The sequence below is a fragment of the Cryobacterium gelidum genome, from assembly GCF_004403985.1.
Lineage (GTDB): Bacteria > Actinomycetota > Actinomycetes > Actinomycetales > Microbacteriaceae > Cryobacterium > Cryobacterium gelidum.
Genome location: NZ_SOHL01000018.1, coordinates 1 through 3,592 on the forward strand (window position 1 = coordinate 1; position 3,592 = coordinate 3,592).

General features: G+C 52.9%; 2 rRNA genes. Both read left to right on the forward strand.

Features of this window, described 5'->3' with window-relative positions:
• The first annotated feature begins 210 nt into the window (after positions 1–210).
• Positions 211–3,338: ribosomal RNA gene (locus E3T50_RS11155) — 23S ribosomal RNA — on the forward strand.
• A 122-nt stretch (positions 3,339–3,460) separates the two neighbouring features.
• Positions 3,461–3,577: ribosomal RNA gene (gene rrf, locus E3T50_RS11160) — 5S ribosomal RNA — on the forward strand.
• The last annotated feature ends 15 nt before the right edge of the window (positions 3,578–3,592 follow it).

Genomic DNA, 3,592 nt, shown 5'->3' on the forward strand with positions numbered 1-3,592 from the left:
TGGTTGATCTGATTCTTCTGGACTTTTTCTCGTTGGCATCACTTGCCGGCGGGAAGGGTACCGCCCGTACTTTGAGAACTACACAGTGGACGCGAGCATCTTAAATTTGACTGTCTTCGGACAGCAAATTACAAAGATCTATTTATAGATCATTGGTCAATTTCGGTCGCGAATTTATTCGCGGCACTTAATCGATTCAAACTCATGTGATTTCAAATTTTTAAGAGCAAACGGTGAATGCCTTGGCATGTAGAGCCGAAGAAGGACGTAGTAATCTGCGATAAGCCTCGGGGAGTTGATAAACGAACTGTGATCCGAGGATGTCCGAATGGGGAAACCCCGCCAGGCCCGTGAGGTGACCTGGTGACTCCCGCCTGAATATATAGGGCGGGTAGAGGGAACGTGGGGAAGTGAAACATCTCAGTACCCACAGGAAGAGAAAACAACAGTGATTCCGTTAGTAGTGGCGAGCGAACCCGGATGAGGCTAAACCGATCATGTGTGATAGCCGGTAGGCGTTGCATGGTCGGGGTTGCGGGACTTTTCTGCCAATTCTACCGAATGGTAAGGGTTAGAACGTTGTATAGACGAACAGGATTGAAAGCCTGGTCATAGAGGGTGCGAACCCCGTAGTCGAAATGCAGCAATCGCCCGAGAAGTATCCCAAGTAGCACGGGGCCCGAGAAATCCCGTGTGAATCCGTCAGGACCACCTGATAAGCCTAAATACTCCTACATGACCGATAGTGAACAAGTACCGTGAGGGAAAGGTGAAAAGTACCCCGGGAGGGGAGTGAAATAGTACCTGAAACCGTTTGCTTACAAACCGTTGGAGCCAGCTTTGTTCTGGTGACAGCGTGCCTTTTGAAGAATGAGCCTGCGAGTTAGTGATATGTGGCGAGCTTAACCCGAGAGGGGAATGCGTAGCGAAAGCGAGTCTGAATAGGGCGATTCAGTCGCATGTCCTAGACCCGAAGCGAAGTGATCTATCCATGGCCAGGTTGAAGCGACGGTAAGACGTCGTGGAGGACCGAACCCACTTCAGTTGAAAATGGAGGGGATGAGCTGTGGATAGGGGTGAAAGGCCAATCAAACTTCGTGATAGCTGGTTCTCTCCGAAATGCATTTAGGTGCAGCGTTGCGTGTTTCTTGCCGGAGGTAGAGCTACTGGATGGCCGATGGGGCCCAAAAGCTTACTGACGTCAGCCAAACTCCGAATGCCGGTAAGTGAGAGCGCAGCAGTGAGACGGTGGGGGATAAGCTTCATCGTCGAGAGGGAAACAACCCAGACCACCAACTAAGGTCCCAAAGCGCGTGCTAAGTGGGAAAGGATGTGGAGTTGCACAGACAACCAGGAGGTTGGCTTAGAAGCAGCCACCCTTGAAAGAGTGCGTAATAGCTCACTGGTCAAGTGATTCCGCGCCGACAATGTAACGGGGCTCAAGCACGCCACCGAAGTTGTGGCATTGATATTTTTGGTTAGCCGCACCCTTGTGGTGTTGGTTCAGCCGTGTTGATGGGTAGGAGAGCGTCGTGTGGCCAGCGAAGCGGCGGTGTAAACCAGCCGTGGAGGCCACACGAGTGAGAATGCAGGCATGAGTAGCGAAAGACGGGTGAGAAACCCGTCCTCCGAAAGATCAAGGGTTCCAGGGCCAGGCTAATCCGCCCTGGGTAAGTCGGGACCTAAGGCGAGGCCGACAGGCGTAGTCGATGGACAACGGGTTGATATTCCCGTACTGACGAAAAACCGCCCAAGCTAATCCAGTAATGCTAAGCATCTGAATCCCCTAGATGGATCCCTTCGGGGTGAAGCGTGGGGCCTAGCGTGCGACCCTATGCTGGTGCGGTTAGCGTATTAACAGGTGTGACGCAGGAAGGTAGCTGAGCCGGGCGATGGTTGACCCGGTCTAAGGATGTAGGGCGAACGATAGGCAAATCCGTCGTTCATGATGCCTGAGACCCGATGGGTAGCCCGTAAGGGTGAAATCAGTGATCCTATGCTGCCAAGAAAAGCATCGACGCGAGGTTTTAGTCACCCGTACCCCAAACCGACTCAGGTGATCAGGTAGAGAATACTAAGGAGATCGAGAGAATCGTGGTTAAGGAACTCGGCAAAATGCCCCCGTAACTTCGGGAGAAGGGGGGCCTGAGGCGTGAACGGACTTGCTCCGGGAGCGTTCGAAGGCCGCAGAGACCAGTGGGAAGCGACTGTTTACTAAAAACACAGGTCCGTGCTAAGTCGCAAGACGATGTATACGGACTGACGCCTGCCCGGTGCTGGAAGGTTAAGAGGAACGGTTAGCCGCAAGGCGAAGCTGAGAATTTAAGCCCCAGTAAACGGCGGTGGTAACTATAACCATCCTAAGGTAGCGAAATTCCTTGTCGGGTAAGTTCCGACCTGCACGAATGGCGTAACGACTTCCCAGCTGTCTCAACCGCGAACTCGGCGAAATTGCATTACGAGTAAAGATGCTCGTTACGCGCAGCAGGACGGAAAGACCCCGTGACCTTTACTACAGCTTGGTATTGGTGTTCGGTGTGGCTTGTGTAGGATAGGTGGGAGACTGTGAAGCTTGGACGCTAGTTCAGGTGGAGTCATTGTTGAAATACCACTCTGGTCATATTGGATACCTAACTTCGAACCGTGATCCGGTTCAGGGACAGTGCCTGGTGGGTAGTTTAACTGGGGCGGTTGCCTCCTAAAAAGTAACGGAGGCGCCCAAAGGTTCCCTCAACCTGGTTGGTAATCAGGTGTCGAGTGTAAGTGCACAAGGGAGCTTGACTGTAAGACTGACAAGTCGAGCAGGGACGAAAGTCGGGACTAGTGATCCGGCAGTGGCTTGTGGAAGCGCTGTCGCTCAACGGATAAAAGGTACCTCGGGGATAACAGGCTGATCTTGCCCAAGAGTCCATATCGACGGCATGGTTTGGCACCTCGATGTCGGCTCGTCGCATCCTGGGGCTGGAGTAGGTCCCAAGGGTTGGGCTGTTCGCCCATTAAAGCGGTACGCGAGCTGGGTTTAGAACGTCGTGAGACAGTTCGGTCCCTATCCGCTGCGCGCGCAGGAAATTTGAGAAGATCTATCCCTAGTACGAGAGGACCGGGATGGACGAACCTCTGGTGTGTCAGTTGTTCCGCCAGGAGCACCGCTGATTAGCTACGTTCGGAACGGATAACCGCTGAAAGCATCTAAGCGGGAAGCCGGCTTCGAGATGAGATTTCCATCCCTTCGGGGGAGAGGCTCGCAGCTAGACTACTGCGTTGATAGGCCGGATGTGGAAGTGGGGACTAAAGACCCATGAAGCTGACCGGTACTAATAAGCCGATAATTTGATAACACTCAGTTTGAAGAAGCTGCTTTAGCGTCCACTATGTGGTTCTCGATGTACGGTCGAGAACAACGCCCTCATCATGGGGGCTCTATAACTAAAAAATATAGAATCGATTCATCGGAAGATGTTTCGGCGGCTATAGCGAGAGGGAAACGCCCGGTCACATTCCGAACCCGGAAGCTAAGACTCTCAGCGCCGATGGTACTGCAGGGGGGACCCTGTGGGAGAGTAGGACACCGCCGGACTTAACTTAGAAACAC